Below are 25,508 nucleotides of genomic sequence, written 5' to 3'. Positions count from 1 at the left end.
TTTCAGACGGCCTTTGGTTTTAAAGCGTTTTGATTCATCGGCTTAAAGCTAGATAAACCAATTTGGGCGGGTCAATTATTTAAAGCGTCTTTTTATCCAACTCGGCAATAATCAACAAGCCGCTGTCAAAGCGTCGGCTGTCGGCCAGTTTCAGACGGCCTTGATGGCGTTTGACGATGGTGTCTGCGATGGACAGCCCCAAGCCGGTGCCTTGTTGTTCGGTGCCGAGAATACGGTAGAAAGGGTCGATAACGCGTTGGCGTTCGCTTGGGGGAATGCCGGGACCGTCGTCTTCCACCCAGATGTTGAGGTATTCGGCGGTTTCGTCAAAGCCCAAATCAATGCGGCCGCCTTTGGGAGTATAGCGGATGGCGTTGTCGGTCAAGGTTTTGATGAGGGTGTAGATTTCGGTGTCGTCGGCGTGGATTTGGCAGTCGTTTTCAACGGCAACGCCGATGTCTTGACCTTTGGCCAGCGCCAGCGGCATGAGTTCTTGCAATACGCGGCGAAACTGGTTTTGCAGGCTGATCAGGGTTTTGGGGCGTTGGATTTCGGGCGCTTGGGCGCGTGCGAGGGAGAGGAGTTGCTCGAGCAGGTGGCGGTTGCGCTGTATGCTTTGTTGCAACAGGGCGGACTGCTCGCGCGCTTCGGCGGACAGCTGCATATTGTTGAGCCGCTCTGCCTGAAGGGAAAGGGCGGTCATGGGGCTGCGCAATTCGTGTGCGGCATCGGCGATAAAGCGTTGCTGTTGGCGGACGTTTTCATCGGTACGTTGCAACAGGTTGTTGATGGCGACGACAAAGCCTTGGATTTCGCTGGGAATGTCTTGCGTGTCCATTGGCGAGAGGTCGTTGATTTGGCGCTGCTCTAAATCGTTGGACAGGGTTTTGACGGAACGCATGGTGCGGTGGGTAATCCAGACGGTGAGCAGGATAATCAGGGGCAGGGCGAGGAGCATGGGAAGGATGCTCTGCACGGCGGCCATTTCGGCCAGCTCTTCGCGGTAGTCGCTTTCCTGCATGACGGCAATGCGGCCTTGTTTGGTGGTGCGGGTGTAAACGCGGTAGTAATCGTCGTCGTCATCGGCCTGAATGGTGTGCAGGCCGTCTGAAATCTTCTCAGGCAGGCTGATAATGGGGTTGGGCGTATTGGGAAATTGAACGGAAATCTTGTTGTCGTTGTCGAGCGAGTGTTTCTCGTCATCGGCATCGCTCGGGTCGAGATAATTAGCGACTTGGCGCAACAGGTCGTCTTGAACCTCTTGGGTCTCGTGATAAGTATCGTAATATGAAAATATGCCTGCAAGAATGGAGAGGGGCAGGAGCATGCAGATCAGGGCAAGGCTGATTCGGACTTGCAGGGATTGTTTGATGGTGTGGATAAGGCGTTGCATGGTTTGTGTATTGATATTGTTGTGATTTTTCAGACGGCCTGATTGTTTTGTGCAACCAGCCAGCCGACCCCGCGGACGTTTTGAATCGCTTCTTTGCCGAGTTTTTTGCGTAAGGCGTGAATCAGGAAGTCAACGGCGTTGCTTTCGACTTCTTCGCCCCAGCCGTAAATTTTGTCTTCCAAATCGCTGCGCGACAGAATCATGCCCGGACGCAGCAGCAGGGCTTGGAGGACGGCAAATTCTTTGTTGCTGAGCATGACGGCCTGTTCCTGCCCGACTACTTCCGCCTGATGGGTGGAAGGGTTGAGCGTGATGATGCCGTTGGTCAGCAGCGTTTGCGCCTGTCCGCCGTGTCGGCGCAATACGGCACGCATACGGGCTTGCAGTTCCGCCATGTCGAAGGGTTTGACGATGTAGTCGTCTGCGCCGCCGTCTAGGCCGTTGAGCCGGCTGTGCAAATCATCGCGCGCGGTTACGATTAAGACGGGAACGGTACAGCCGCCGTTACGGATTTGCGCCAATACGTCCAAACCGTCTTTGCCGGGCAAACCCAAATCCAAGAGCAGCAAATCGTATGCTTGTGCCGCCACTGCCGCGGCCACTTCCGAACCGCGGCTGACCCAATCAACAGCGTAGCCGGCGTCTTTCAGATTGGCACTGACGGCTTGGGCAATCATGGCATCGTCTTCAACCAATAATACGCGCATGGAAGTTCTCCAAAGGATGGGCGGACAGTGATTATAACCGCACTCAATTAGTAAAAATTTAGGAAGGGTTGAAAAACTGATTTTTTGCAAACGATGAGGCCGTCTGAAATTCGGTTTTCAGACGGCCTGTATGCTTCAATCCCGATTATTTAGGGTTTTTCTCAATCAAGGCAACCAGTTGGTCGATATAGCCTTGGACAAATTCACGCGCGGATTCGATGAGTCGGCCGTTGTCGTCAAACAGGGTGGGTGAGTTGCCGAGGAACACTTCCGGCTGGCCGGTCAGCGGCATATCGAAATATGAGAGGGCAAGGCGCAGATTTTTTTGCGCGCTATAACCGCCCATTTTACCGACAGAATGGCTGATGATGCCGGCCGGTGTTTTTTTCCAGGCAACATCGGCATTGGGTTTGGAGCCAATGTCGATGGCGTTTTTCAGGCAGGCAGGGACAGTACGGTTGTTTTCGGAAGTCACGAACAATACGCCGGCAGAGGCTTTGATGGTTTCGCGGAATTCGGTATAGCTGGGCGGAGTGGGGAAGTCGGTAACGGCAGGATCGTCGTAGTCGAAGTTATACAAAGGCAAATGGCCGATTTCGACGATTTGTGCTTCGTAGCCTTCGGGGAACGTGGAAATGATGTTTTGTGCGATTTTTCGTGCGAACGAACCTTTACGCAGGCTGCCGACCAAGATGCTGACTTTTTTTGACATGTTTTTCTCCTGTTTGATAATAAAAATGAAAACTATTCTAGATTTTAGTGTTGTCTAGGGAAGCGGTCAAGGTTTCAGACGGCCTGTCAAAACGGTTTATGCTAAAATAACAGTTTCGCTGATATTTCAAATTATTATGCACGCTTCTGATTTTCAAGAAAATGATACGGCGCACGAATACCACGCCGACAATCCTGATTTTCCTGCTAAAACCATTGTAGCGACGCTGTTTATCGGCGCATTTTTCGGCTATCTCAACGATACCCTGCTGAATGTCGCGCTTACGCCGATTATGAAGGATTTCGGAGTCGATAAGACCACGGTTCAATGGCTGACGACGGGCTTTTTGCTGGTGATGGGCGCGTTTACGCCGATTACGGCAGGCGTGATTCAATGGTTTGAAACGCGCAAAATGGTGCTGTTTACGCAGGCAACGTTTTTGGCCGGTTCGCTGATTTGCGCGTTTGCGCCGACTTTCGGAATTCTGGTTGTGGGGCGGATGGTGCAGGCGGTGTCTGCCGCGTTTTTCGTCCCGCTCCTGTTTAACGGCATTTTATCGATTTATCCGCCCAATAAGCGCGGAACAGCGATGGGCGTGATTACCATGATGTTCACCGCCGCGCCCGCGATGGGGCCGACGCTGTCGGGCATTATCATCGACCACACGCATTGGCGCGTGCTGTTCGGCTTTACCGCGCCGTTTATGCTGGCGGCGATGGTATTGGTGGGCAAATATTTGACGGTCAATTTGAGCAACATCAGCCGTCCGAAGATTGATGTGTTGTCGGCCGTTTTGTCGATCGCTGGTTTCGGCGGGCTGGTGTATGCGAGCAGTAATTTCGCCCACCTGTCGCTGGTGGAATTCATCCTGCTCTTTGCCGCTTCCGTTGTACTGGTGGGTTGGTTTGCGCACCGTCAGTTCCGTTTGGCGACGCCTTTGCTGAACCTTCGCGCATTTGGATACAAGCAGTTCGGATATTGCGTTGTGATTTTGGCCGGCGCGGTATTCCTGTTTTTGGGATTGGAACTGATGGTGCCGATGTACACGCAGCAAGTGCTGATGCTGACCGGTACGGCAACCGGCCTGATTCTGATGCCCGCCAGCATTGCCCAAGCGGTTGCCGCGCCTTTGTTCGGCAAATTGTTGGACAAAAAGGGCGGACGCTTTGTCGTCTTGCCGGCAACCGTGATGCTGGTGGTGTCGTTGGCGGTATTGTGGCTGTTTTTACGGATTGACACGCAAGTGATGATGCTGACGGCAATGTTTACGCTGTTGGCGGTATCCGTGTCTGCTTGCGTAACTGGTGAAACCCATGGTCTGAATTCATTACCGAAAACGCTCAATCCGCACGGCGCGGCGATTCTGACCACCATCAATCCGATTGCCGGTGCCATCGGCGCGGCGTTTTTCGTCGGTGCAACCAATATCGGCGAGAAACTTTCCAGTGCAGATATGCCGCAACAGGCAATGCTGGACGGTATCCATTTGGCGATGGGTTGCGCTTTGGTTGTCGGTGTCGTTGTCGTTATGTTTGCTTTGCGTTTGAAAGCGCATCAGAAATAAATAACAGGCCGTCTGAAATGTTCAGACGGCCTCAGTACCTCGTACAGATGTATCAATTTTTCGTAACACAATGAAGTTAAAAAATATTTTATTAATCAGCCTGATGGTGGCGGCGTGTCCGTCATGGGCTTTGGATTTCGGCCGTATTCCTGAAAATGAGATTTCCGTTTATGTGCAGGAACTGGACAGCGGCAAAGTGATTGTGGAACACCGTGCCGATGAGTTGCGCAATCCTGCTTCAACCATGAAGCTGGTAACGGCGTTTACCGCGTTTCGTATGTTGGGCGGCGATTATCGTTGGAAAACCGAGTTTAAAACCAACGGCGCAATCAAAGGCGATACGCTGAAAGGCAATGTTTATTGGGTAGGGAGCGGTGATCCTGTGTTTGACCAGCATGATTTGGTGCAAATGCAGCAACAGATGCGCGATAAGGGCATACGCCATATTGACGGACATCTGATACTCGACCGCAGCCTCTGGGGCGATGTGAAGAATCCGGATGATTTTGCTTCCGATTCTGCCGAAAGCTTTATGACGCCGCCCGACCCCAATATGTTGGCGTATAAAACCGTTGAACTTAGCGCTGAAAAAGAAGAAGACGGACGCTTGGTCATCCGTACCAATCCGCCGCTGCCGAATCTGAACATTCAAAACAAATTGACGCTTGAAGATAAGGAAGGGAAGTGCAGCGTTTTAAAAAACCACATGAAGACTTCCTATAAAAACAATACGCTGACCGTATCGGGCAAGCTGCCGGAAAGTTGTTTGGGTAAAGAGCTGTATCTGAATATGTACAGCATGAAAGAATTTGTTGGCAAAAGTTTTGTCAACCAATGGCGCCAACAAGACGGTACGGTTTCAGACGGCCTGACGACAGGTGTCGCGCCTCATGACGCGCATGTGTTGGCGAGCCATCTATCCAAACCGCTTGCCGATATCCTCACCGATATGAACAAGCATTCCAATAATCTGATTGCCCGTTCGGTTTTCCTTAAATTTGCCGGACATATATCTGATTACAAGCAGGCGCAGGCCAAGGCTGCCTCTATCGTAAAAAGCGAGTTGGCGGTTGCCGGCATCAATACGGAAGGGCTGGTGTTGGAAAACGGCTCAGGCCTGTCCCGTGTAGAACGGCTCAATGCGCGAATGATGGCGCAAATGTTGGAAAAAGCCTACTTCAGCCCGTTTAAAAACGAGTTTATCAGTACGCTGCCGATTGCCGGTAAAGACGGTACGCTTAAAACACGCTTGAAACAGCCCGGTGAAAACCTGCGCCTCAAAACCGGTACGCTCAAAGATGTCCGCGCACTGGCTGGGTATTGGTTGGGCGAAAAACCGTTGTTGGTTGTCGTCATTATCAATAGCCAGAAATCAACCGATTATCTACGCGACTTGGATAAGCTGGTGTCTAAAATCGTTCAGCCGGGCGGGGATCATTGGATTGATGCTAAAGTTTCCTGCGTGATGAGGTATCAGGCTTGATAAGCTAAAAAAGGCCGTCTGAAAATGTATTGACGTTTCAGACGGCCTTTGTGTAAGAGGGGCAAGTATTTATGTCTATTTTGAAGGATGATTCAGGGATTGGATGAATAAGCGTTTGGTGTGAATCAGCTTGAGATGGATGGTTTTATCTTTGGTATTGAAGACGTATGTTTTAAGTTTATTTCCGGCTTCTCTTGTCTAAATAATCAGGCTCTTTACGAAAAGGCATAGGGTACAGACGAAAAAAATACCGGTAAAAACCAGTATTTTTTATTTTTAACTTGATGGCGCGGCGGACGGGGCTCGAACCCGCGACCCCCGGCGTGACAGGCCGGTACTCTAACCAACTGAGCTACCACCGCGCATCCACTGTCAAAGACAATGAAAAGGAAAGTGGTGGGTGATGACGGAGTCGAACCGCCGACATTCTGCTTGTAAGGCAGACGCTCTACCAACTGAGCTAATCACCCGAAAAAGGGAGATACTGAGAAATCAGTATTTTTAAATAATGGCGCGGCGGACGGGGCTCGAACCCGCGACCCCCGGCGTGACAGGCCGGTACTCTAACCAACTGAGCTACCACCGCGCATCCACTGTCAAAGACAATGAAAAGGAAACTTGGTGGGTGATGACGGAGTCGAACCGCCGACATTCTGCTTGTAAGGCAGACGCTCTACCAACTGAGCTAATCACCCATGCGCAAAATTGCGAAGACGCTATTAAACCAAAAAATCCTGATGCGCGCAAGATTTATTTGCCGATAATTAGATATCTCCCTGCAAGCACCAGTTTTCAAAGGAAATAATTTCTTCCTGCTTGCCTGCGACAACCAAAATATCACCGTTTTCCAAAACAAAATCAGGATCAAGGTCTTGGATTTTTCCGGTCTTGCGGCGGATAAACAATAGCTTCAGATGATGGGCGGACAAGGGCAATTCGCGGATGGTTTTGCCGATGGCATGTGCCTCGCCGTGCAACGGGAAGGCGTGACGGGAGATGGCTTTGCTGTCTTCGTCTGAGAAGCTGTCATCGTCGCTGCCGATAAACAAGTCTTGCAACGATGCATAGCGGCTGTGACGGATATGGGTTATGGTTTGATAAACGTGGTTGTAGGAGAGGCCGTGGCCCAACATGGCATAGCTTGCCAGCACCAGGCTGGTTTCTTTGGTGTCGGAAACGGCTTCTTCCGCGCCCATTTCGGTGAAGGTTTTGACGTAATCGTCATTGGTGGCGCGAACATAAACCGGCATACTCGGATGCATGGACATGATGTTGCCGAGAACATGTTGGGTCTCGTGCATATTGTTCAGCGTAATGACCACCATCTTGGCGCGTCCCAATCCGGCGGCTTCCAAAACTTCACGGCGTTTGGCATCGCCAAAGGAAACCGGTTCGCCTGCGTTGCGTGCCACTTGTACGCGGGCAATGTCTAAGTCGAGGGCGAAGTAGGGGATGCCTTCTTGCGCCAATACACGGGCAACCGATTGACCGCCGCGTCCGAAACCGATAATCAGGACGTGTTCGGATTTGCTCATGGTTTCCACCAGCATGGAGTGCAAGTCCAAGGCTTTCATGTCCCAGTCGGATTTGACGAATCGGCCGATGATGGCATCGCTGCTGCCCAAAATGAATGGAGCGGCAATCATGGAGAGCAATACGGCTGCGGTGGCCGCTTGTTCCAATTCGGGCGAAACCATATTGATTTTGCTGGAAATGGCCAGCATCACAAAGCCGAACTCACCGCCTTGCGCTAAATAAAGCGCACTCTTGAGGCTGTCGCCCACAGGGTTTTTCATGCGCAAAGCGATGACGAAAACGACCAGTGCTTTCAAGACCAACAGGATGACCAACAAAATCAGGATTTGCTGCCAATTGCCGATCAGCGCCTGAATATCCAGCTTCATACCGACGGTGATGAAGAAAAAGCCCAGCAGGATGTCGCGGAATGGGCGGATGTCGTCTTCCACCTGAATACGGTATTCGGTTTCGGAAAGCAGCATACCGGCGACGAATGCGCCCAATGCCATAGACAGGCCTTCAAGTTCTGTCAGATAGGCTACGCCCAAAGTAACCAGCAAAACGTTGATCATGAAGAGTTCGGACGATTTGCGTTTAGCAACCAGTCTGAACCAGCGCGACATCACACGGCTGCCAACAACAAACAAAATGCCCAAGGTCAGCAACATTTTTAAACCGGCCAGGCCCAGTTCTACCCACAAGTTGCCTTCGCTGCCGCCGGCAAGCGCCGGAATCAGAATCATCAGCGGTACAACGGCAATATCCTGCATCAGCAAAACACCCATGGCCATTTGACCATGCGGCTGACCCAGCTCGGTTTTCTCCGACAGAATGCGGCTGACAATGGCGGTGGACGACATGGTCAGTGCGCCCGCAGTGGCAAACGCCCAGTTAAACGGCGTGCCCATCGCCATCAAAATGCCCATAATCGAGAGCATGGTAACGATGACTTGCAAACCGCCCAAACCGAATACGAGGCGGCGCATAGCCTTGAGTTTAGGCAGGGAAAATTCGAGGCCGATGCTGAACATCAGAAACACAATGCCGATTTCGCCCAAATAGTCGGTAGCGTGGCTTTGCGGAATCAGTCTGAACATACCCGGACCGGCAATAAAACCGACCAAAAGATAACCGAGCATGGAAGGAATGTTGAATTTGCGACAGCAGATAACCGTAATGACGGCAACCAACAGAACAATGACAATGTGAGCAAGGGAAAATTCGTGCATAGAGTGGGCGGCCTTTCATTAAAAGTAAATATTGTTATATAGAGGCCGTCTGAAACACGTCGAAAACCGACAGCAAACCCAAATAAAAACGCACAGAACGCAATTTATTCCTGCGATTTGATTTCCCGTATCATACTATTTAGATTTACTGTTTCGAGCGTTATCTAACGGATTATTAAGATTATATCAAGATAGAATGTAAAATAGTGTTTTGATTGACAAAAAGGGCCGTCTGAAATATTCAGATGGCCTTTAAATAAACAAACGGTTTAAGGCATCAACATGCCGCCGTTGACATGAAGTGTCTGACCGGTAATGTATTTTGCCTGATCGGAAGCCAAGAACAAGACTGCATCGGCAATATCTTGCGCTTCGCCGAATTTGCCCAAAGAAGTTTGCGCTTCAAAGGTTTTGCGGGTTTCTTCAGGCAGCGCGCGGGTCATATCGGTGTCGATAAAGCCGGGGGCGACGCAGTTGACGGTAATGCCGCGGCTGCCAACTTCGCGCGCCATAGATTTGGAGAAACCGATCAAGCCTGCTTTTGCGGCTGCATAGTTGGTTTGACCGGCATTGCCCATCACGCCGACAACGGATGTGATGTTGATAATGCGGCCTGCACGCTGTTTCATCATGCCGCGCAATACGGCTTTAGAAGCGCGGAAGACGGATTTGAGGTTGACCTGCATGATGTCGTCCCATTCTTCCTCTTTCATGCGCATCAGGAGGTTGTCGCGGGTAATGCCGGCGTTATTGACCAAAATATCCAGTTTGCCGAATTCTTTCTCGATGTCGACAATCAGGTTTTCAATGGTTTCAGGTTCGGCAGAATTCAATGCACGGCCTTCGCCGCCCCATTGCGCCAAGCGCTCGCTAATTGCAGCCGTGCCGCTTTCGCTGGTGGCCGTGCCGATAACTTTTGCACCGGCCGCAGCCAAAGTATCGGCAATCGCCGCACCAATACCGCGCGATGCGCCGGTTACTAAAGCAATTTTGCCGCTCAAATCTTGTGTACTCATGTTTTATTCCTTAATTGCGATTGGAAAAATGGTTTCAGACGGCCTTATACCACGAATAGGTTTTTTAATCTAATTTTCTTAAGTAGGCCGTCTGAACTTTCTATTTGACAGTTAAAAATCTGGTGCTTTGAATCTGTTCGGATTGATTTTTCTGAGCAGGTATTCTTTGTAATATGCCCAGGCTTGTTTTTTATCCCCTTGCTTTGAAAGTCTTTTGGCGGCTTGTTTGAAGGCTTGGTAAGGCTTAGGGAAGGGCAGCCATGTGTTTAACGGTTGATGGATATATCCTTCGTTCCAAGGCGACTTTTGATAGTAGCGGTCGTAAACGGGATGGAAACCTAAGACGTGCCATGGTTTGACGTGGCCGGTAAAGTGTACGAGCTTGATTGCATTTGGGTTTTTGTTTAATTCATAGGCTTTTTTTTGCCAATGTATCCAGTTGTATGTATCGGGAAGCCAGCGGATTTTATTGATACAAGTAAGGTTGAGGATGTCTTGGTCGGGGCATGATAGGCGGATGTTGGCATTTTCCACGGCTTCTATTTTGTTTTGTAATATATTGTCTGTTTGTGAATCGTTCCAGTTTTGGATGTTGAACAGTAATACGCCGGAATTGAAGTAGGGGGCGGTGTCGTTGAAGCCGACAGGATTTAGCTTGCAGATATAAGCGCGGAACATGGTATCGGGAGCTGCCGCGACGAGTTGGCCTGTAAGGTCTATGGTAAAGAGTTCGGAGATGTCACCCAAGCATAATACGTCGGTGTCGAGATAAAGAGCAGTATCGCTGATGCCGCCAAGTATGGCAGGTATGCACATGCGGTAGTACATGGCTATGGTGAAATAGCCGTTGGTTTGCAGGGTGGTAAAGTATTCGGTGTTGAGATGGTAAACCGTTACTGCATAGTTGGGGTTGATGGTTTCGAGATGGTTGAAAATGCTGAAGTCGTAGCTTTCCGATCCGCTGACCAGTAGGTGGAAGTGGATGGGGAAGTGGTTGTTTTCCAATACGGAAAGCATAGATGTGCCGATATGTCGGATGTAATTTTGATCGGCTGCATAGACGATGTGCCGTGTGTTTTTTTCAGGCGGCCTTTGTCTGACTGGCAGGACGGCAGTTAGTAGTTTTTCTTTTTCAAACATGCTGTTTCTCCAAAATGGACGGGTCCGCTTGGGGCAGGGTAATGGGGATGTTGGGTTCGATGTTAAAGGCGCAGCTGATCCAGTTGCTGAAGCTGTATTTGTGCTTCAAGCCTGGGGCAAGCGGTACATACGGCAAGGTCAGGAAGGCTTTGAGTTCTTTAAGGTTGCTTCCGTCCCAGTAGAACATATTGTTCGGGTGATAAAAATCGTAATGTACGATGGTCGGATTGGTTGTAATCAGTTTTTTGTCCAAACCAATCGCTTCGAAAATCCGCAAAGAGAGGCCGTAGTGCTTGCGGTTGAGGAAATCCACCAATACGGAGGATTGGGCCGCTTCTTCTAAGTTTTGACGATAGGAGAGGGCGTTTTCAAAGGAGAAAAACTCGACTTCTGGAATGCCCAAAGCCGCTTTTTCTTCTTCGATTTTCTTGCTGGCCAAGCGGAAATCTATTTCTAAACCGATTGAACGTGCAGCTTCGCAAAATGCGCGGATGTCGTTGTTGCGGTCGGCAGCGTACGAGCCGATAAACAAGATTTTGTTTTGCGGGTTTTCAGACGGCCTGAAGCAGTCAAAGTAGAAGCTGGTGGTTGGAAAGAGTTTTTCGGTGTATTCGGGATGTTTGCCCTGGTCAAACGGATCGAAAAAGTAAAATTTGTCGAAAAATTCGATGTTGTCGAAGTCTTCTTTTAAGAAGGTCAGGGCTTCCCAGTTGTAGTACACCATTAATTTGGAATGCGCTCTGAGCTTGGCGATAAAGTCTTTTGGATAGGCGCCCAGCCAAATCATGAAGCAATAATCCGCTTGTTCGGGATGTTCGCTTAACAGGGTATTGAGGCGTTCTTCTACGGCGTGGAACATGGTCCGTTTTTTGAAGTCTTTTTGTCCAAGAATATTTCGATACCAGATTTTTTCAGCCGTTGAAATACATTTTTGTATTTGAACTCTTTTTCTTCATAGGTCAGAGACAGCACTTCAAATCCGCATTTCTCTAAGTTCTCAATAATGAGTTCGTGGATTTTGAAGAGTTCCGGCATGGCGAGAATGACTTTTTTCTTACTCATAATGTATTCAATATAATATTTTGTCAGATAGGGATATTTGCTATCGGCATAGGGTTAATCAATGCCGAGTAGGCGGTTCAGCCATTGTGTAAATGAATAATAGGCTTTGATTTCAGGGGCAGGTTGCTGATACGGGCGTGCCAAAAATTCAGGCAATGCGTCTAAACTACCGCCGTCCCATAAGAACACGCGGTCTGGGTGGTATAGGTCGGTCTCCAAGATATGTTTGTTGGTGGTAATCAGTTTTTTATCGAAACGCAACGCATCAAAGATACGGAATGATAAGCCGTAATGTTCGAATTGTGCAAAATCGACGACTGCGCCGCAACTTTGCACTTGGCTGAGGTTTTCTTCAAAGCTGAGGATGCTGCTGCGGTTGAGATAGCGGATGCCGTTGTGTCCGAAGGCTTTTTCGGCCCTGTCATCTTTGCAGTAGATATGGAAATCCAAGGGTAGGTTGAGGCGTTCGGTTTCTTGGATAAAGCGTTTGGTTTGCTCTTCGCGTCGGAGTTCATAGCCACCCAAAAAGTAGAGTTTGTTGGTAGGCGCATATTCCGCCACAGGAAAGTCAAAGTAAAAATTGGTGGTGGCTTTGAAACGGCATTGTGGATATTTTTGAATATCGTCGGGATCGAAAACCCAACATTGGTCAAAATAATCCAAATATTCAATAATATCTGGGAAACGACCTACGCCATCCCATTGATAATTCACGCAAACATTGCTGTATTCGCGGATGGTGGCGATGATTTCTTTGGGGTAAATATTGGCGCGGATACAGAGCGCATAGTCGGCTTTTTTACCGTTTAGCGAGGCCAATTTTTGCTGAATGTCGTCGAGGTGGCGGCTGTATTTGAGGTATTTTTTATAGTTGCCGTCTTTGGTGATGTGTTTGTGGTAGAGGTTTTTGAGTCTGCTGCCCAAGTTCGGGTAATAGGAATCCCGGTCGTCATAGCACAGGTTGATGACCTCAAAACCAAGAAAACGCAGATTTTTTTCGATACATTGATCCAGTCCGTACATGTAGGGAACGGCAAGAATAATGGTTTTTTTCATAATGTATTCGGATTGGAGTGGAGCTGATTTTTCAGACGGCCTTGCCTGACAGGATAAAGCCGTCTGAAAACGTTTTAGTGGGCTTCGATAAATGCAGCCACTTGGTCGGCATTGGTCAATGCGCTGCATACGGCTTCTTTGTTAATGCGTTTGGCGAGGCCTGCGAGGACTTTGCCGGGGCCGCATTCGGCGGATTCGGTGATGCCTTCGGAAACAAGCGCGTTGACGGTTTCTGTCCAGCGCACCGGGCTGTACAGTTGGCGTACTAGGGCATCTTTGATTTTGTCGGCATCATCATAAGAGGCAACATCGGCGTTATGAATGACGCGGATTTGCGGTTGTTTGATGGTGATGTCTTTCAATGCTTCGGCAAGTTTTTCCGCTGCGGGCTTCATGAGGCTGCAATGTGAGGGAACGGAAACGGGCAGCGGTAGGGCGCGTTTGGCTCCGGCTTCTTTGGCGGCGGCCATGGCGCGTTCGACTGCGGCGGTATTGCCGGCAATCACGACTTGGCCTGGGGAGTTGAAGTTGACGGCTTCAACGACTTCGCCTTGTGCGGCTTCGGCACAAATGGCTTTGACTTGTTCGTCTTCCAAACCCAAAATAGCGGCCATTGCACCTACGCCTTGCGGTACGGCAGATTGCATGAGTTCGGCGCGCAGGCGGACCAGTTTGACTGCGTCTGCAAAATCCAATGCGCCGGCGGCGACGAGGGCGGTGTATTCGCCGAGGCTGTGGCCTGCAACGACGGAAGGGGTTTTTCCGCCGGCTTCCAAGTAGGCGCGGTAGGTGGCAATGCCGGCAGCCAGCATGATGGGCTGGGTGTTGACGGTTTGACCGATTAATTCGGCATCTTCGCCGTTAATCATTGCCCACAGGTCTTGACCCAATACGGCGGAAGCTTCTTCAAATGTGGCTTTAACGATGGTTTGCTCGGCAAAACCGTTCATCATGCCTAGGCTTTGTGAGCCTTGTCCGGGGAAGAAGAATGCGAAAGACATGGTAATTCCTTATTGGTTTGAATGTTTGAGGGTGTCTGCCAGCAGAAGGAGGGTGGCGACAATATTGGTTGCGGCACTCAGCCGGAAGGTGCGGACAAATTCGGGTTTGCTGGTTTTATGCCGGAATATGAGGCTGCCGCAATAACCGCCCGGCCAGCCGCCAAGCAGGTTGAGCAGGTGCAATTTTGCTTCGGGTATGCGCCTGTCGTGCTTGCGTGCGCGCTGTTTGTCTTGGTAGTAAAGCAGGAAAACGTATGCACTCAGTGCGAGATAGGCGATTGCCAGTTTGGGCAATATTACAGCCGTTATGCTTAAAAACAGGCTGCTGATGCAGAGTGCAAACGTTAGGGATTTCATGGGTTTGAGCAGAATAGGCCGTCTGAAAGAGGTGTTCAGACGGTCCAACCATTAGTATTTCACCAAAACCGCACCCCAGGCAAAACCGCCGCCGATGCCTTCGAGCAAGAGGTTTTGTCCGCGTTTGATTTGGCCGTTTTTAATGCCGACATCCAGTGCCAACGGAATGGAGGCTGCGGAAGTGTTGCCGTGGTCTTGGACGGTCAAGATTACTTTGTCCATGCTCAAGCCCAAGTGTTTGGCGGTAGAGTCGATAATGCGCTTGTTGGCTTGGTGCGGCACAATCCAATCGATTTGATCGGCGGTGTATCCGGCTTCTTCGATAACGTCATCTGCAATTTTTGCCAGCATTTTGACGGCAAATTTGAATACGCCGGGGCCGTCCATGCTGATGTAGGGCGAGCCGCAAACCTGGCCGTTGGCGATTTGTCCGGGGACGTTTAAAAGGTTGAGGTAGTTGCCGTCGGCTTTGAGTTTGCTGTGGATGATGCCCGGTTCGTCAGATGCGCTTAAGACAACCGCGCCTGCGCCGTCACCAAAGAGGACGCAGGTGGTGCGGTCGTTCCAATCGACGATGCGGCTGAAGGTTTCCGCGCCGATAACCAAAGCGTTTTTCGCCATGCCGCTTTTGATGTATGCATTGGCAGTGGTCATGGCATACATAAAACCGGCGCACACGGCTTGGACGTCAAAGGCGGGGCAGCCGTTGGTTATGCCTAATTTTTGCTGAACGATGGTCGCAGTAGAGGGGAACTGCATATCGGGAGTGGCTGTGGCAACGATAATCAGGTCGATGTCGTCAGCCTGTAAATGGGCATCTGCCAAGGCGCGACGTGCTGATTCGGCGGCCAAGTCGCTGGTTTTTTCGCCCTCGTCTGCAATATGGCGGAATTTGATGCCTGTACGCGTGGTAATCCATTCGTCGGAAGTGTCCACTTTTTTGGCAAGGTCGTCATTGCTGACGCGGTTGGCAGGAAGATAGCTGCCTGTGCCGGAAATTTTGGCATATTGCATGAGAACGGCCTTTTTAGAGAGTTAATTCGGATAGTCGGATATTGTAAGCGAAAATGGGGAAATTCCCAATATGAAGCATGAAGTTGGTGTTTCAAAGATAAAAACAGGCCGTCTGAACGTTTTGAAGTTTCAGACGGCCTGTGTATATCAGCCTTAAGCTTCCGTGGCCGGAGCGGCGGTTTCTTCCTGCTCTGCTTCTGCTTTGGCGGCTTCTAAAGCGGCCAACTGGGTGGCTACGCCTTGTTCGATTTGGGCGAGGCCGGCGGATTTGGCTTCGTGGTAGGCTTCCTCCAAAGCATAACGGAAGCCGACTTCGTCGGTTCCGCCGTGGCTCTTAATCACGATACCGCGTAAACCAAGCAGGATGGCGCCGTTAAATTTACGCGGATCAAGTTTGCCTTTCAAGCCTTTGAGCGCGGGCAGGGCGGCAATGGCGGCAAGTTTGTTGAACAGGGTGCTTTGGAATTCACGGCGGATGGCACCGCTCATGAATTTAACCGCGCCTTCAATGGTTTTGAGCATAACGTTGCCGACAAATCCGTCTGCGACAACGACATCGGCTTCGCCATACAAAACGCTGTTGCTTTCGATATTGCCGATGAAGTTGAGTTTGCTGCTGCTCAACAGTTTAAAGGTTTGTTTGACGGCATCCGTACCTTTGATATCTTCAGTACCGACGTTCAAAAGAGCGACGCGCGGGCTGCCTTTTTCCGGGTGCAGGGCGTGTACCAGCTCGCTGCCGATGATGGCAAATTGAACCAGTTGCTCGGGCGTGCAATCGACATTTGCACCCAAATCCAAAGCTAAGGTAACGTGTTCGCTGTCGGAAGGCAGAAATTTGGCGATGGCGGGGCGCTCAATGCCGGGAATGGTTTTGAGGACGAATCGGGCGGTCGCCATCAATGCGCCGGTATTGCCTGCCGATACGGCGGCTTGCGCGTTGCCTTCTTTAACTTGGTTGATGGCGATGCGCATGGATGATTCTTTTTTGTTTTTCAGCGCGGATTGCGGCGCTTCATCCATTTCAACAACTTGTGCTGCATGGCAGACGGTAATGCGGTCCATGGGCGCGCCTGCCGAGCTTAATGCTTGGCGGACTGCTGCTTCATCGCCGACCATAATCAGGTGTACGTCGGATTGTTGTTTTAGGAAATCCACTGCACCGGGGACGGTAATCGCAAGGCCTGCATCTCCGCCCATGGCATCTACGGCCAGTGTAATCATGTTGTTCTCCGGTTTGTGTGTTTCAGACGGCCTCGGACCATCGGACAAGCACACTCATCTGATTTTCAGAGATAGATTGAAAATCAGATGGAAAGGCTTGTTGCGACGGTTATGCCGGATTTATCGGTTTTGCGCGGCCAATTTATTGTGTTCGTCGATGTCCAGCGCGTCCCAAGGATAGTTAATCCACCAGTCTTCCACGGTAATGCCGCTGAAATAAGGGATGCCTTCGGGAATCTTGCCGACTTTGGCTTTGATTTTTTCATGCAATACTGCCACGCCGATGGTGCCGAAATCTTCTTTCAACAATTCGTTCAGGCAGAATTCCATGGTAACGCGGCTGTCGTCCACTTCGTCAACAACCAGTACGTTTTTGCCTTTCAGTACATCGGGAACGGGATCGAGCCATTGGACTTTTTTCACTTCTTCGGTCACTTGACCTTCGTGATCGTTGTCGTAGTAGGCTGTGGTCACGGCGTAAATCGGGATTTCCAAGAAGCAGCGCAACATGCGGGCAGGGATAAAACCGCCGCCGCCAATGGCAATCATGGCATCGTATTTGGTGCCGGAGTTTTGGATTTTTTCCGCCAATCCTTTGATTACGCGGTGGATGTCGTCGTAGGTGTACCAGATTTTACGTTTCATGGTGTGCTTCCGAAGAGGAAAATACAGGGTGCAATGCAAAAAAGCCAGTCATTGCATGGCAATATTCTGGCTTTTTCAGTCAGACGAACGGATTATTCGCCTTTAGCTTTTACCACTTTACGGCCACGGTACATACCGTTTGGAGAAATGTGGTGTGGACGATGCACTTCGCCGGTTGCGCTGTCGACAGACAGAGAAGGCGCAGTCAGAGCGTCGTGTGAACGGTGCATACCGCGTTTAGAAGGGGATTTTTTGTTTTGTTGAACGGCCATTTCAAGCTCCTAAATAAATAAACTGTGTCCTAATTAACTGCTTTTCAAACCTGCTAAAACAGCGAAGGGGTTTGGTTTGTCCCGATTGACTTCTTCCAGTGTCCCATTGTTGCCGCAGTCTTTGTGTCGAGGGGAGAAAGGGAGCGACATCAGGATTTGGTCTTCGACCAGAGTTCGTACGTCTAGCTCTTTTTCGAGCAGCATACCTTCCAATTCTTCATCGGCAAGCATGGCTTCGTCCAAACTCTCTTCATCGGCAAACAAGACGATACGGCTGGTTTCATCGAGTAGAAACGGCATGGGCGTAATGCAACGCTGGCAAATCAGGGGCATGTCGGCTTTGACGTTCAAATCGAGAAACAGACGTTGCAGCCGGTCGCGGCCACCTTGCAGCGTAAACGACACGCGCGTCTGTTTGTCGGCCGGATAATCGTGCGAACTGACTCGTTCATCCAATTCTTCGAGCAGGAAGCTGCCTTGCAGATTCTGCCCTTCGGCGGCGAAAACTTCTGGGTCAATCAAATTAGGGTATGACATAAACGGAGTATGATATAATTTCGGCGGTCTAACGTCAATGTTTTTAAGTAAAAATATGGAAGTAAAACTGCCTTTGGTTTTAGGGTCGAGTTCGGTTTTCCGCTGCGGACAGCTTCGCCGTTTGGGTATCGATTTTCAGACGGCATCGCCTGATTTTGACGAAACGCCTATTGCGGGCGAGCATGCGGGCGAGACGGCGCTGCGTTTGGCTAAAGGCAAAGCCCGTTCATTGGCGGCAGCTTTCCCTGCCGCGCTGATTATCGGCGCAGACCAAGTCGCATGGTGCGAAGGACGGCAGTTGGGCAAACCGATGAACGTCGCAAATGCACAACAGATGCTGGCGGACTTGAGCGGAAAACGGATTGAATTTTACAGTGCAATCGTGCTTTTGAATACTGCCACGGGCAAGGTTCAGCATCATGTCGATCATACGGTGGTTACCATGCGCCAGTTGTCGCAGGAACAAATCAGCCGATATTTGGAACGCGAGCCGGATGCGGTTTATTGTGCAGGTGCGGCGAAGAGCGAGGGTTTGGGCGCTGCTTTGTTGGAGCGTATTGAAAGTACGGACCCGAATGCTTTGATCGGTCTTCCGATTTTCCGTCTGATTGATTTTTTGAAAAACGAAGGTGTGGAAGTTTTATAGTTTGAAGCCGTCTGAATGTGTTCAGACGGCCTGAGATTTTTTGGAGCTGCAAGAATGAAACCGATTTTGTATTTGATTCCTACCCCTTTGGGTGCGCCTGATACGCCAAGCCTGTTGCCGCATGAGCAACAGGCGATTGTCGGGCTGACGGATTTTGTCGTGGAAGCGGAGAAAACAGCGCGCGCGCATTTGAAATACTTGGGCGTAACTACGCCTATCCGCGAGCTGAATCTGCAAACGCTGAATGAACACACGGATTTGAAGACTTTGCCGGAATTGCTGAAACCTTTGCAAGAAGGGCGCAGTATGGGTATTGTCAGCGAGGCAGGTTGCCCGGCTGTTGCCGACCCGGGCGCGAATTTGGTGGCGTTGGCGCATAAACACGGTTTTGAAGTACGACCTTTGGTCGGGCCGTCCAGTTTGTTGCTGGCGCTGATGGCTTCGGGTGCGAATGGTCAGAACTTTGCGTTTAAGGGTTATTTGCCGTCTGAAAAAAATGAGCGGATTCAGCGTTTGAAGGCTTTGGAACAACGTTCGCGCCAGCAGAATGAAACGCAGCTGTTTATCGAAACGCCGTATCGCAACGATGCGTTGTTGGCTGATGCGGTGGAAAACCTGCATCCTGAAACGCGATTATGCGTGGCCACGGACTTAACCTTGCCGACACAGGAAATCATCAGCCAGACGATTGCGCAGTGGAGAAAAAGAAAAGAAATGCCGAATTTGAAAAAACGCCCGACAATTTTTGTGTTGCATGCCGCTTAAAACTGGATTGGGTTCAATTTCAAACTGTATTTGTTTGGGGAAATAAAAAAGGCCGTCTGAACAACAGACGGCCTTTGTGTTGCCTAAGCTTTTATCAAGAAACGACTTCGCCTTGGGCGCGTTGTTTTTCGATGCTGCGGTTGATGTGCCATTGTTGGGCGATGGTCAAGAGGTTGTTGACTACCCAGTACAGAACCAAACCGGCAGGGAAGAAGAAGAACATGATGGAGAAAATCAAAGGCATGACTTTCATCATTTTCGCCTGCATAGGGTCGGTTGACGGCGGATTCAGATAAGTTTGTGCAAACATGGTTGCCGCCATAATCAAAGGCAGGATGTAGAAAGGATCCGGACGGCTCAAGTCGGTAATCCAGCCCAACCAAGGCGCTTGGCGCAATTCTACGGAGGCGAACAATGCCCAGTACAGACCAATGAAGACGGGGATTTGCAACAGCATAGGCAGACAGCCGCCCAGCGGATTGATTTTCTCGTCTTTGTAAAGCTGCATCATGGCTTGTTGTTGTGCCATGCGGTCATCGCCGTATTTTTCTTTGATGGCTTGCAATTTAGGCGCAGCGGCACGCATTTTTGCCATAGAGCGGTAAGAGGCGTTGGTCAACGGGTACAGCACGGCTTTGACGATGATGGTCAAAACGATGATTGCCCAGCCCCAGTTGCCGATGATGTTGTGCAGTTGGTTCAAGAGCCAGAAGAGCGGGGAGGCGAACCAGTGTACTTTGCCGTAGTCTTTGGCCAGTTGCAGTTTGTCGGCAATGTTGGCGATAACGGAAGTGGTTTGCGGACCGGCATACAGGTTGATGGCGGTTTCGGCTTTCGCGCCGGCTTGGATGGCGGCTAAAGGCACGCTGACGCTTGCGCTGTACAGGTTGTCGTTGCGGCGTTTGATGTCGATACGGCAGTCGCCTGCGGCGCAAACGCTTTGGCCGTCTTTAGGCTGCAAAATCCAAGTGGACATGAAATGGTGTTCAATCATGCCGAGCCAGCCGGTCGGCGTTTTGCGGATGTATTCGGCTTCGGATTTGCCGGATTTGGCATCGTCGTCCAAATCAGAGAAGCTGACTTTTTGGAAGCCGCCTTCAGGGGAGTAAACCACCGGGCCGACGTAAGAGCGGGTAAAGTAGCCTTGGCCTTCGGGTTCGCTGTGGTCGCGGACGATGCGGTAGTCTGCGCTCAGGTTGACGGGTTGGCCTTTGCTGTTGGTAATGTCGAAACGGACGTTAACCAAGTAGCTGCCTTTGGTGAAAGTATAAACTTTGTCGATTTTCAGGCCGTTGGTTTCAGGCGCGCTCAGGCGGACTTCGACTTTGTCGCCTTCCAAACTGTATTGTTTTTGCGGGGCGCTAAAGCTGATGCCTTTCAGAACGTTGTTGCCTTGTGCGTCCAAAAGCTCGGATTGGGCAACGTAGGTGTATTCTTTGCCATCGTTAAACAGGACGAAAGGTTTGTGTTCGTCGCCGGTTGCTTTGTATTGCAAGAGGGTCAGCTGGCGCAGGTCACCGCTTTTTTCATCGATGACGGCTTTAACTGTGTCCGTGGTAACGGTAATGGGGGAGGCCGGGGCAAGCGCGGCTTCGGCAGCGGCTTTTGCTGGGGCGGCGGCCGTTTGCTGTTGCGCGGCTTGTTGCGCCGGATTAGGTTTGGGGCTGGGGAAGAAATGTTCCCAGCCGGCAAAAATTGCTACTGAAATGGCAAAAAACGCCATTAGTCTTTTAAAATCCATAAGAGATTCCTGGAATTGACGGATAGGTAATCGAGATGAAAACTGCTTCAGACGGCATTATATAGAAACCGACGGGAAATTAAAGGAAATCGTGTTCTTTAAATGGTTGACAGCAGCATTATGGAACAGGGTCGTGTCCGTGTCCGCCGAAAGGATGGCATCGTGCGATGCGTTTGATGGCTAGCCATCCGCCTTTGAATGCGCCGTATTTTTTGACGGCTTCGACTGCGTATTGTGAACAGGTCGGGGTATAGCGGCAGCGCGGCGGAATGAGGGGGCTGATGCAGTATTGGTAAAAGCGGATGAGTGCAAGGAGGAGCTTGGAAAGCAGGGTGTTCATCGGCGTTTTTTCATCAGCTGGGCAAGTTGGTTGCGGGCTTCTGGGGCGGTTTCCCGATTAAACGCCTGACGCACGCGCACAACAAAATCATGCGGCGGCAGCTGGTGTTGATTCAGCCTGAACCAGTCGCGGATGACGCGCTTCATATAATTGCGGTCATGGGCACGTTTGGCGGTCTTTTTGCTGACGACCAAACCAAGTCGCGGATGGCCGAGCGCGTTGTCTGCGGACTGGGAGACTTGCAGCAAATCGCGGCTGCGTCGGTTTTTCAACGCAAAAACGGATGAAAAATCATCCGTTTTTAATAAGCGATACTGCTTCGAGAAGCCGTAATTCAAAATTATACAGCCAGGCGTTTGCGGCCTTTGGCGCGACGGGCAGCCAATACTGCGCGACCACCGCGGGTTTTGGAGCGAACCAAGAAGCCGTGGGTGCGTTTGCGTTTGGTAACGGAAGGTTGATAAGTGCGTTTCATGATGTTTCCTAAAAATTGGTAGATAATTAAACCGTGAATTACACTCCAATTTGTTGCTTTTGTCAATCAATATAAAAACTTTTCGTCGGCTAAAGTGTGACAACGGGTTTGATGCGTTGATAGAATTTGTGGATAAAATTTTGCGGCGGTTGTGGATAAAAAAGAGCGGAATGGGTATAATCGCCCAACCTTGCTTTTCTCTGTGCGCAAGGCCGTCTGAAAGCAGCGGGAATATTGTAAAAATTTGATTTTTATCGGATTGCCTGTCTGCTCTGCCTTCTTGTATTTCCCAAATCTTCCATTTTCCGAGCTTAATCTCATGACGTTAGCTGAATTTTGGCCGCTGTGCCTTTGCCGCCTTCACGAAATGTTGCCTGCCGGGCAGTTTGCGCAATGGATTGCGCCTTTGACCGTGGGCGAAGAAAACGGCGTATGGGTGGTGTATGGTAAAAACCAATTTGCCTGCAATATGCTCAAAAGCCAGTTTGCCGCCAAAATTGACGCCGTGCGTGCCGAATTGGTGCCTCAGCAGGCTGCGTTTGCGTTTAAGCCGGGCGTAGGTACGCATTATGAAATGGCGGCTCAGGCTGTTGCTCCGGTGCAAGTGCAAGAAGTCATTGAAGTTGAAGAGTGTGTAGAGCCTGTTCAAATGCCTTTGCAAACTGCTGCGGCGGTGGAAGAAGATGGGCCGTCTGAAACGGTTTCCAAGCCTGCCGCTGCCATGACGGCTGCCGAGATTTTGGCGCAACGCATGAAAAACCTGCCGCATGAGCCTCAAGTGCAAACTGCCGCTCCGGCTGAGTCTAAAGCAGTTGCCAAAGCTAAAGCCGCCGCGCAACACGATGCGGAAGAAGCGCGCTACGAACAGACTAATCTGTCGCGCGACTATACATTTGAAACCTTGGTGGAAGGTAAGGGCAACCGCCTTGCCGCAGCCGCCGCCCAAGCGATTGCGGAGAATCCGGGGCAGGGCTACAACCCGTTTTTTCTGTACGGCAGCACGGGTTTGGGTAAAACCCACTTGGTGCAGGCCATCGGCAACGAATTGCTGAAAAACCGTCCTGATGCCAAAGTGCGCTATATGCACTCGGACGACTATATCCGCAGCTTTATGAAGGCTGTGCGCAACAACACTTATGATGTGTTCAAGCAACAATACAAGCAATATGACCTGCTGATTATCGACGATATTCAGTTTATTAAAGGTAAAGACCGTACGATGGAAGAATTCTTCTATCTATACAACCATTTCCACAACGAGAAAAAACAACTGATCCTGACGTGCGACGTATTGCCTGCCAAAATCGAGGGTATGGATGACCGTCTCAAGTCCCGTTTCTCATGGGGTTTGACTTTGGAACTCGAACCGCCTGAATTGGAAATGCGCGTGGCGATTTTGCAGAAAAAGGCAGAAGCAGCCGGTATCAGTATCGAAGACGAAGCCGCTTTATTTATTGCCAATTTGATCCGCTCCAATGTGCGTGAGCTGGAAGGCGCGTTTAACCGTGTCAGCGCCAGCAGCCGTTTTATGAACCGTCCTGTTATCGATATGGATTTGGCGCGTACGGCTTTGCAGGATATTATTGCCGAGAAACACAAAGTCATTACCGCCGACATCATCATCGATGCGACGGCCAAATATTATCGCATTAAAATCAGCGATATATTGGGAAAAAAGCGTACGCGTAACATCGCCCGACCGCGCCAAGTCGCCATGAGCCTGACCAAAGAGCTGACCACGCTCAGCCTGCCGTCTATCGGTGATGCCTTTGGTGGACGCGACCACACGACTGTGATGCACGGCGTGAAAGCAGTGGCGAAACTGCGCGAAGAAGACCCTGAATTGGCGCAAGACTACGAAAAGCTGCTGATTTTGATTCAAAACTGACCCAATGCAATTTCAGACGGCCTGATATCGATATGAGGCCGTCTGAATACAAAAAATATTTTAAAATACCCAAATCAACCGATTTCAAATTCAAAGGAATGGAACATGCTGATTTTACAAGCCGACCGCGACAGTCTGCTCAAGCCGTTGCAAGCCGTTACCGGTATCGTTGAGCGTCGTCATACTCTGCCGATTCTGTCCAATGTGTTGCTGGAAAGCAAAGACGGACAAACCAAACTTTTGGCAACCGACTTGGAAATCCAAATCAATACCGCCGGCCCTGAAAGTCAGGCAGGCGATTTCCGCATTACGACCAATGCTAAAAAATTCCAAGACATCCTGCGCGCCCTGCCCGACAGTGCGCTGGTGTCCTTAGATTGGGCGGACAACCGTTTGACTCTGCGTGCGGGCAAATCCCGTTTTGCCCTGCAAACCCTGCCGGCAGAAGACTTTCCTTTGATGAGTGTCGGCAACGATGTCAGCGCAACTTTCTCGCTGACTCAAGAAACCTTCAAAACCATGCTTTCGCAAGTGCAATACAGCATGGCGGTTCAAGACATCCGCTATTACCTCAACGGCTTGCTGATGCAGGTCGAAGGCAACCAACTGCGCCTTGTTGCAACCGACGGCCACCGCCTTGCTTATGCGGCCAGCCAAATTGAAGCGGAACTGCCGAAAACAGAAGTCATCCTGCCGCGTAAAACGGTATTGGAACTCTTCAAGCTGTTGAACAATCCGTCCGAATCCATCACCGTTGAGCTTTTGGACAATCAAGTACGCTTCCAATGCAATGGTACAACCATTGTCAGCAAAGTCATCGACGGCAAGTTCCCCGACTTTAACCGCGTGATTCCTTTGGATAACGACAAGATTTTCCTCGTTTCCCGTACTCAGCTTTTGGGTGCGCTCGAACGTGCCGCCATTCTTGCCAATGAAAAATTCCGCGGTGCGCGACTGTTCTTACAGCCAGGTTTGCTGAGTGTCGTATGTAGCAACAACGAGCAGGAAGAAGCGCGCGAAGAGTTGGAAATCGCTTACCAAGGCGGAGAACTCGAAGTCGGTTTCAATATCGGCTACCTGATGGATGTGTTGCGTAATATCCACTCCGACGATATGCAGCTTGCCTTCGGCGATGCCAACCGCTCAACGCTGTTTACTATGCCGAACAATCCGAACTTCAAATACATCGTAATGCCGATGCGTATTTGATTTGGAAAACAAACAAAAAGAGCGTGTACGGTACACGCTCTTTTTTATAGGCTTGAATCAAAAGGCCGTCTGAAAATTGTTTTTCAGACGGCCTTTTGATTAAACCGGGATGATTCGGTTAAATAGGAAAGCTGGGATTAACGTGGACGTGGTTCGCAGTTTTTCACCAGGAATGAGCCGTTAGGGGCGTTCACGCCAACTACTTCAGAAGTAGTGTGGGTGTTTTTGTCGATGAAACCGGCAGACATTACATAGCCGCGACGGTTGGTGAAAGTAGTGCCAGTGCTGTCAGAACGTTTTTTGTCGACAACCAAAGAGGCTTTTTTGCCACCGGCGTTTACGTCGGCAGTAACTGCGCGGCCGCTGCGGTCAAAGCCGTACATCACGTTCAGTGATTTGCCACCGTCACAACGGTAAGAAACGAAGCCGGCAGGTGCAGCGGCAGCAGAGAAGGAAACAGTAGCCAATGCGGCTGCAGTGATAACAGAAAGTAATTTCATGATCTAAGCTCCAT

General features: G+C 50.3%; 27 protein-coding genes and 4 tRNA genes. 6 read left to right on the top strand and 25 right to left on the bottom strand.

What is annotated here, in order from left to right; translation table 11 throughout:
- Nucleotides 1-79 precede the first annotated feature (79 nt).
- The 3 genes from FOC66_RS06960 to FOC66_RS06950 all read right to left on the bottom strand — a co-directional run bounded on the left by FOC66_RS06960 (nucleotide 80) and on the right by FOC66_RS06950 (nucleotide 2,812).
- Entirely contained in the window at nucleotides 80-1,393 is a 1,314-nt protein-coding gene (locus FOC66_RS06960; RefSeq protein WP_003748954.1) for a sensor histidine kinase, read from the bottom strand.
- Between the two features lie 29 nt (nucleotides 1,394-1,422).
- Entirely contained in the window at nucleotides 1,423-2,100 is a 678-nt protein-coding gene (locus FOC66_RS06955) for a response regulator (protein ID WP_003748951.1), read from the bottom strand.
- 145 nt (nucleotides 2,101-2,245) lie between these two features.
- The gene (locus tag FOC66_RS06950; RefSeq protein ID WP_003748949.1) at nucleotides 2,246-2,812 is read right to left on the bottom strand and encodes an NADPH-dependent FMN reductase; all 567 of its coding nucleotides are present in this window, start codon (nucleotides 2,810-2,812) and stop codon (nucleotides 2,246-2,248) included.
- A gap of 136 nt (nucleotides 2,813-2,948) precedes the next feature.
- Here FOC66_RS06950 and FOC66_RS06945 point away from each other — a divergent pair, with 136 nt between their 5' ends.
- Together FOC66_RS06945 and dacB are read left to right on the top strand one after the other, a co-directional pair.
- Nucleotides 2,949-4,376 (top strand): MFS transporter, encoded by a 1,428-nt coding sequence (locus FOC66_RS06945; protein ID WP_003748948.1) that lies wholly within the window; start codon nucleotides 2,949-2,951, stop codon nucleotides 4,374-4,376.
- A 70-nt stretch (nucleotides 4,377-4,446) separates the two neighbouring features.
- On the top strand, nucleotides 4,447-5,859 hold the full coding sequence (gene dacB, locus FOC66_RS06940; RefSeq protein ID WP_003748946.1) for a D-alanyl-D-alanine carboxypeptidase/D-alanyl-D-alanine endopeptidase: 1,413 nt from the start codon (nucleotides 4,447-4,449) through the stop codon (nucleotides 5,857-5,859).
- Between the two features lie 285 nt (nucleotides 5,860-6,144).
- Here the strand turns inward: dacB and FOC66_RS06935 are convergent.
- From FOC66_RS06935 to FOC66_RS06860, 17 genes are all read right to left on the bottom strand, one after another.
- A tRNA-Asp gene (locus FOC66_RS06935) sits at nucleotides 6,145-6,221 on the bottom strand.
- A gap of 32 nt (nucleotides 6,222-6,253) precedes the next feature.
- Nucleotides 6,254-6,329 (bottom strand) — tRNA-Val (locus FOC66_RS06930).
- A 39-nt stretch (nucleotides 6,330-6,368) separates the two neighbouring features.
- Nucleotides 6,369-6,445: transfer RNA gene (locus tag FOC66_RS06925), tRNA-Asp, on the bottom strand.
- 33 nt (nucleotides 6,446-6,478) lie between these two features.
- Nucleotides 6,479-6,554, bottom strand: a tRNA-Val gene (locus FOC66_RS06920).
- A gap of 69 nt (nucleotides 6,555-6,623) precedes the next feature.
- Nucleotides 6,624-8,606: a monovalent cation:proton antiporter family protein gene (locus tag FOC66_RS06915; RefSeq protein WP_003748943.1), complete on the bottom strand. Its 1,983-nt coding sequence runs from the start codon at nucleotides 8,604-8,606 to the stop codon at nucleotides 6,624-6,626.
- A 269-nt stretch (nucleotides 8,607-8,875) separates the two neighbouring features.
- Nucleotides 8,876-9,622 (bottom strand): 3-oxoacyl-ACP reductase FabG, encoded by a 747-nt coding sequence (gene fabG / locus FOC66_RS06910; protein ID WP_003748942.1) that lies wholly within the window; start codon nucleotides 9,620-9,622, stop codon nucleotides 8,876-8,878.
- Nucleotides 9,623-9,733: 111 nt separating this feature from the next.
- On the bottom strand, nucleotides 9,734-10,762 hold the full coding sequence (locus FOC66_RS06905) for a glycosyltransferase family 8 protein (protein ID WP_003748940.1): 1,029 nt from the start codon (nucleotides 10,760-10,762) through the stop codon (nucleotides 9,734-9,736).
- Entirely contained in the window at nucleotides 10,755-11,621 is an 867-nt protein-coding gene (locus FOC66_RS06900; RefSeq protein ID WP_003748938.1) for a hypothetical protein, read from the bottom strand. Before FOC66_RS06900 ends, FOC66_RS06905 begins: the two co-directional genes overlap by 8 nt.
- Entirely contained in the window at nucleotides 11,606-11,824 is a 219-nt protein-coding gene (locus tag FOC66_RS10750; RefSeq protein ID WP_003748935.1) for a hypothetical protein, read from the bottom strand. Before FOC66_RS10750 ends, FOC66_RS06900 begins: the two co-directional genes overlap by 16 nt.
- A gap of 54 nt (nucleotides 11,825-11,878) precedes the next feature.
- Nucleotides 11,879-12,880 (bottom strand): hypothetical protein, encoded by a 1,002-nt coding sequence (locus FOC66_RS06895; RefSeq protein ID WP_003748933.1) that lies wholly within the window; start codon nucleotides 12,878-12,880, stop codon nucleotides 11,879-11,881.
- Between the two features lie 74 nt (nucleotides 12,881-12,954).
- A complete protein-coding gene (fabD, locus tag FOC66_RS06890) occupies nucleotides 12,955-13,881 on the bottom strand; it encodes an ACP S-malonyltransferase (protein WP_003748931.1) in 927 nt (308 codons plus the stop codon).
- A gap of 9 nt (nucleotides 13,882-13,890) precedes the next feature.
- Complete coding sequence (locus FOC66_RS06885; protein ID WP_036494016.1) at nucleotides 13,891-14,238, bottom strand: DUF1294 domain-containing protein; 348 nt, start codon at nucleotides 14,236-14,238, stop codon at nucleotides 13,891-13,893.
- A gap of 51 nt (nucleotides 14,239-14,289) precedes the next feature.
- Nucleotides 14,290-15,252, bottom strand: coding sequence for a beta-ketoacyl-ACP synthase III (locus FOC66_RS06880; protein ID WP_003748928.1), 963 nt, complete (start codon nucleotides 15,250-15,252; stop codon nucleotides 14,290-14,292).
- A 153-nt stretch (nucleotides 15,253-15,405) separates the two neighbouring features.
- Nucleotides 15,406-16,476 (bottom strand): phosphate acyltransferase PlsX, encoded by a 1,071-nt coding sequence (plsX, locus tag FOC66_RS06875; RefSeq protein ID WP_003748926.1) that lies wholly within the window; start codon nucleotides 16,474-16,476, stop codon nucleotides 15,406-15,408.
- 120 nt (nucleotides 16,477-16,596) lie between these two features.
- Nucleotides 16,597-17,121 (bottom strand): phosphoribosyltransferase, encoded by a 525-nt coding sequence (locus tag FOC66_RS06870; RefSeq protein WP_003748924.1) that lies wholly within the window; start codon nucleotides 17,119-17,121, stop codon nucleotides 16,597-16,599.
- A gap of 92 nt (nucleotides 17,122-17,213) precedes the next feature.
- On the bottom strand, nucleotides 17,214-17,393 hold the full coding sequence (gene rpmF, locus FOC66_RS06865) for a 50S ribosomal protein L32 (protein WP_002240035.1): 180 nt from the start codon (nucleotides 17,391-17,393) through the stop codon (nucleotides 17,214-17,216).
- A gap of 33 nt (nucleotides 17,394-17,426) precedes the next feature.
- On the bottom strand, nucleotides 17,427-17,930 hold the full coding sequence (locus FOC66_RS06860) for a YceD family protein (protein ID WP_003748922.1): 504 nt from the start codon (nucleotides 17,928-17,930) through the stop codon (nucleotides 17,427-17,429).
- Between the two features lie 55 nt (nucleotides 17,931-17,985).
- On the opposite strand from FOC66_RS06860, the gene FOC66_RS06855 reads away from it, so the two are divergent.
- Together FOC66_RS06855 and FOC66_RS06850 are read left to right on the top strand one after the other, a co-directional pair.
- Entirely contained in the window at nucleotides 17,986-18,576 is a 591-nt protein-coding gene (locus FOC66_RS06855; protein ID WP_172884824.1) for a Maf family protein, read from the top strand.
- Between the two features lie 54 nt (nucleotides 18,577-18,630).
- Entirely contained in the window at nucleotides 18,631-19,341 is a 711-nt protein-coding gene (locus tag FOC66_RS06850; protein WP_003748918.1) for an SAM-dependent methyltransferase, read from the top strand.
- Between the two features lie 94 nt (nucleotides 19,342-19,435).
- Here FOC66_RS06850 and yidC read toward each other — a convergent pair whose 3' ends face one another.
- The 4 genes from yidC to rpmH all read right to left on the bottom strand — a co-directional run bounded on the left by yidC (nucleotide 19,436) and on the right by rpmH (nucleotide 21,897).
- Entirely contained in the window at nucleotides 19,436-21,082 is a 1,647-nt protein-coding gene (gene yidC / locus FOC66_RS06845) for a membrane protein insertase YidC (protein WP_003748915.1), read from the bottom strand.
- A gap of 118 nt (nucleotides 21,083-21,200) precedes the next feature.
- Nucleotides 21,201-21,422, bottom strand: a complete 222-nt coding sequence (gene yidD / locus FOC66_RS06840; RefSeq protein ID WP_003682178.1) for a membrane protein insertion efficiency factor YidD — start codon at nucleotides 21,420-21,422, stop codon at nucleotides 21,201-21,203.
- A complete protein-coding gene (rnpA, locus tag FOC66_RS06835; RefSeq protein ID WP_003748912.1) occupies nucleotides 21,419-21,760 on the bottom strand; it encodes a ribonuclease P protein component in 342 nt (113 codons plus the stop codon). The genes yidD and rnpA overlap by 4 nt, the downstream gene beginning before the upstream one ends.
- Nucleotides 21,761-21,762: 2 nt before the next feature.
- Nucleotides 21,763-21,897, bottom strand: a complete 135-nt coding sequence (gene rpmH, locus FOC66_RS06830) for a 50S ribosomal protein L34 (RefSeq protein ID WP_002214728.1) — start codon at nucleotides 21,895-21,897, stop codon at nucleotides 21,763-21,765.
- A 319-nt stretch (nucleotides 21,898-22,216) separates the two neighbouring features.
- On the opposite strand from rpmH, the gene dnaA reads away from it, so the two are divergent.
- Nucleotides 22,217-23,785: a chromosomal replication initiator protein DnaA gene (dnaA, locus tag FOC66_RS06825; RefSeq protein WP_036494014.1), complete on the top strand. Its 1,569-nt coding sequence runs from the start codon at nucleotides 22,217-22,219 to the stop codon at nucleotides 23,783-23,785.
- Nucleotides 23,786-23,890: 105 nt separating this feature from the next.
- Nucleotides 23,891-24,994 carry a DNA polymerase III subunit beta gene (dnaN, locus tag FOC66_RS06820; RefSeq protein WP_003748908.1) on the top strand — a complete coding sequence of 368 codons (1,104 nt, stop codon included), beginning with the start codon at nucleotides 23,891-23,893 and terminating at the stop codon, nucleotides 24,992-24,994.
- 137 nt (nucleotides 24,995-25,131) lie between these two features.
- Here dnaN and FOC66_RS06815 read toward each other — a convergent pair whose 3' ends face one another.
- The gene (locus FOC66_RS06815) at nucleotides 25,132-25,494 is read right to left on the bottom strand and encodes a DUF7606 domain-containing protein (protein WP_003748906.1); all 363 of its coding nucleotides are present in this window, start codon (nucleotides 25,492-25,494) and stop codon (nucleotides 25,132-25,134) included.
- Nucleotides 25,495-25,508: the final 14 nt, after the last annotated feature.

This window comes from Neisseria mucosa, from assembly GCF_013267835.1.
Lineage (GTDB): Bacteria > Pseudomonadota > Gammaproteobacteria > Burkholderiales > Neisseriaceae > Neisseria.
This window is presented reverse-complemented; position numbering and strand designations above follow the sequence as displayed.

Coding starts and splice junctions, on each gene's coding strand:
- FOC66_RS06960 (WP_003748954.1), bottom strand. CDS start 1,393: ATGCAACGCCTTATCCACACCATCAAACAATCCCTGCAAGTCCGAATC.
- FOC66_RS06955 (WP_003748951.1), bottom strand. CDS start 2,100: ATGCGCGTATTATTGGTTGAAGACGATGCCATGATTGCCCAAGCCGTC.
- FOC66_RS06950 (WP_003748949.1), bottom strand. CDS start 2,812: ATGTCAAAAAAAGTCAGCATCTTGGTCGGCAGCCTGCGTAAAGGTTCG.
- FOC66_RS06945 (WP_003748948.1), top strand. CDS start 2,949: ATGCACGCTTCTGATTTTCAAGAAAATGATACGGCGCACGAATACCAC.
- dacB (WP_003748946.1), top strand. CDS start 4,447: ATGAAGTTAAAAAATATTTTATTAATCAGCCTGATGGTGGCGGCGTGT.
- FOC66_RS06915 (WP_003748943.1), bottom strand. CDS start 8,606: ATGCACGAATTTTCCCTTGCTCACATTGTCATTGTTCTGTTGGTTGCC.
- fabG (WP_003748942.1), bottom strand. CDS start 9,622: ATGAGTACACAAGATTTGAGCGGCAAAATTGCTTTAGTAACCGGCGCA.
- FOC66_RS06905 (WP_003748940.1), bottom strand. CDS start 10,762: ATGTTTGAAAAAGAAAAACTACTAACTGCCGTCCTGCCAGTCAGACAA.
- FOC66_RS06900 (WP_003748938.1), bottom strand. CDS start 11,621: ATGTTCCACGCCGTAGAAGAACGCCTCAATACCCTGTTAAGCGAACAT.
- FOC66_RS10750 (WP_003748935.1), bottom strand. CDS start 11,824: ATGAGTAAGAAAAAAGTCATTCTCGCCATGCCGGAACTCTTCAAAATC.
- FOC66_RS06895 (WP_003748933.1), bottom strand. CDS start 12,880: ATGAAAAAAACCATTATTCTTGCCGTTCCCTACATGTACGGACTGGAT.
- fabD (WP_003748931.1), bottom strand. CDS start 13,881: ATGTCTTTCGCATTCTTCTTCCCCGGACAAGGCTCACAAAGCCTAGGC.
- FOC66_RS06885 (WP_036494016.1), bottom strand. CDS start 14,238: ATGAAATCCCTAACGTTTGCACTCTGCATCAGCAGCCTGTTTTTAAGC.
- FOC66_RS06880 (WP_003748928.1), bottom strand. CDS start 15,252: ATGCAATATGCCAAAATTTCCGGCACAGGCAGCTATCTTCCTGCCAAC.
- plsX (WP_003748926.1), bottom strand. CDS start 16,476: ATGATTACACTGGCCGTAGATGCCATGGGCGGAGATGCAGGCCTTGCG.
- FOC66_RS06870 (WP_003748924.1), bottom strand. CDS start 17,121: ATGAAACGTAAAATCTGGTACACCTACGACGACATCCACCGCGTAATC.
- rpmF (WP_002240035.1), bottom strand. CDS start 17,393: ATGGCCGTTCAACAAAACAAAAAATCCCCTTCTAAACGCGGTATGCAC.
- FOC66_RS06860 (WP_003748922.1), bottom strand. CDS start 17,930: ATGTCATACCCTAATTTGATTGACCCAGAAGTTTTCGCCGCCGAAGGG.
- FOC66_RS06855 (WP_172884824.1), top strand. CDS start 17,986: ATGGAAGTAAAACTGCCTTTGGTTTTAGGGTCGAGTTCGGTTTTCCGC.
- FOC66_RS06850 (WP_003748918.1), top strand. CDS start 18,631: ATGAAACCGATTTTGTATTTGATTCCTACCCCTTTGGGTGCGCCTGAT.
- yidC (WP_003748915.1), bottom strand. CDS start 21,082: ATGGATTTTAAAAGACTAATGGCGTTTTTTGCCATTTCAGTAGCAATT.
- yidD (WP_003682178.1), bottom strand. CDS start 21,422: ATGAACACCCTGCTTTCCAAGCTCCTCCTTGCACTCATCCGCTTTTAC.
- rpmH (WP_002214728.1), bottom strand. CDS start 21,897: ATGAAACGCACTTATCAACCTTCCGTTACCAAACGCAAACGCACCCAC.
- dnaA (WP_036494014.1), top strand. CDS start 22,217: ATGACGTTAGCTGAATTTTGGCCGCTGTGCCTTTGCCGCCTTCACGAA.
- dnaN (WP_003748908.1), top strand. CDS start 23,891: ATGCTGATTTTACAAGCCGACCGCGACAGTCTGCTCAAGCCGTTGCAA.
- FOC66_RS06815 (WP_003748906.1), bottom strand. CDS start 25,494: ATGAAATTACTTTCTGTTATCACTGCAGCCGCATTGGCTACTGTTTCC.